Source organism: Parasphingomonas halimpatiens (assembly GCF_036663795.1).
In the GTDB taxonomy this organism is placed as follows: domain Bacteria; phylum Pseudomonadota; class Alphaproteobacteria; order Sphingomonadales; family Sphingomonadaceae; genus Sphingomonas.
This window is the reverse complement of sequence record NZ_JAXOJP010000085.1, coordinates 1-1826: the sequence shown is the minus strand read 5'-3', so window position 1 is coordinate 1826 and position 1826 is coordinate 1. Positions and strand designations below refer to the sequence as shown.

Annotated in this window: 2 protein-coding genes; one reads left to right on the top strand and one right to left on the bottom strand. The window is 54.3% G+C overall.

All coding sequences use genetic code 11. The features are described from left to right. Window positions 1-112: 112 nt before the first annotated feature. Window positions 113-967 (bottom strand): AAA family ATPase, encoded by an 855-nt coding sequence (locus U1839_RS26725; RefSeq protein ID WP_332806597.1) that lies wholly within the window; start codon window positions 965-967, stop codon window positions 113-115. Window positions 968-1434: 467 nt separating this feature from the next. Here U1839_RS26725 and U1839_RS26720 point away from each other — a divergent pair, with 467 nt between their 5' ends. Next, a complete protein-coding gene (locus tag U1839_RS26720) occupies window positions 1435-1701 on the top strand; it encodes a hypothetical protein (RefSeq protein ID WP_332806596.1) in 267 nt (88 codons plus the stop codon). Window positions 1702-1826: the final 125 nt, after the last annotated feature.

The window sequence follows — 1826 nt, the reverse complement described above, 5'->3', positions numbered from 1 at the left end:
AAAACCATCCGCACCGCTCGCTCGCGGACCTCGGGCGCAAACTTGTTCGTTGTCTTGCTCGTCATGGCTCCACCTTCTCAGGAGTTGGAGCCTCCGACAAACCCGGCGCGGTTCAATGAGACCATTCCGCTAAACGCTCCTGCAGTCCTTGCGAGATTTGATCAAGAATGCTCTGCTCGGCGGAGAGCATCTCGTTGTATTTTAGCTCAGCTTGGCCTCGAAGCTCGCTCAATTTCTCAGCGAAGTTCACCTGAGCTCGAACGGTGCGCGCGAGAAGCCGACCCAAGGCGGTGTTCTTTCCCTCTGCTTGCTCGCCCGAGGCATCCTTGACCGCAGGGATGTACACCCATTGCAGATGTTTTCGCAGCAATCCCTGCCCTTGGCTAACTCCATAAAACTGATCTTCACTTGGGATTAATACGCACTCCCCGGGTCGCGCTGCCTCGTATTCGTGCAGCGCGGAAGTCATGGCGTCCTTTGTCTTTGCAATCGGTAATGCGGGAAACTGCTCGCAAATTGCCCCATATATTGCTTGCAGATCGGCGCCTCTCACTCCGTCACCCAAGGCTGCAAAATAGGGTGCGAAGGCGATCATGCCGAGGCGATTGCCGAACTGCTTCAAAGCAGCGACCCCACTCTGTATATCGAACACCGCCTTTGCGGTTACGACCAGTTCGCCCCGGCGGCAGTAGCCAGCAAAATCAGATTGCGCGTCTTCCGATAAATCGTCGAAAGTGAGGGTGACCTCAATGGGCTCAGCAGTATTGCCGTTGTGAAAATCCTCTCGCTCTAGATTGCTAAGATTCGTTGAGGCATTTTCGGTCTCTCGAAAGAAAATATTCAATGCACATAGGATCGTCGATTTTCCAGCCCCATTAGCTCCAATCAAACAAGTATATGGTTCGAATTCAACTAACTCGTCGTCATACGCACGAAGGTTTTTTATTCGTATCGATTTGATAAACATACTTACCCCCAGTGCAATATCAGAGCACAATCTAATTCGAAAATCTAGTATTTCGGCATAATTTGCAGGCCATCAACGTGCATCAGCTGATAAGAATTTTCCCTGTCGTCGGCACTCCCTAGGGAAATGCAAGCAGGATCTCCGTCGCCAACGTTCCTCCCTAATGGAATCACGCCCACATCGTTGTTTGCCTAGCGTAGGCCACGACTGGCGATGAGGTTCTCCCGGGCCAGCCAAGGGGCATCGTCGAACGCTAGTGGTGAAAATCATACGCTTAGTACCCGAGTGCGGCCGGGGTTGAAGCGAGCCAAAGCGGCCCGTCAGCAGTCGCCACTGTTGAGGACGTTCAAACGGTAGGCGATGAACGCTCTGGCGATATACAAGCCGGACTGGGACAACGGCGGGCAAGTCGCTCGGCGCTGCACACCGGTACGAAGACTAGATTCATATGACGAAGGGGCGAGGAGATGGCAGAAACGACTGGCAAGCAGCAGCGCCAGCCCGGAAAAGATTGCCCGGTTTGCGCTGAGCGAATCAAGGCTGGTGCGCGGCGGTGCCGCTATTGCGGCTCGTCGCTAAGCTGGCGGGAGCATTTAGGTCTTGGGAACACCATCCTAGCGTTGCTGGTGGCGCTGGTGTCCGTCGTAACTGCGGCAGTGCCGACGTTTTATAACCTCTTTAGTTCGAAGAACTCAGACCTGAATATCGCCTTTGTCAGCACCGATTCGGACTGACGTGACCCCCTGATTTTCTACCAGCAGCGATTAGAGTCCGGCCTGAAGAAGGGACGGACGGATGAAGCGATCACGGTTCACAGAAGAGCAGATTATCGGGGTGCTGAAGGAGGCGGAGGCGGGCG

Bases quoted from the DNA above. Each gene is read 5' to 3' on its own strand.
- U1839_RS26725 (WP_332806597.1), bottom strand. From the start codon at position 967: ATGTTTATCAAATCGATACGAATAAAAAACCTTCGTGCGTATGACGAC.
- U1839_RS26720 (WP_332806596.1), top strand. From the start codon at position 1,435: ATGGCAGAAACGACTGGCAAGCAGCAGCGCCAGCCCGGAAAAGATTGC.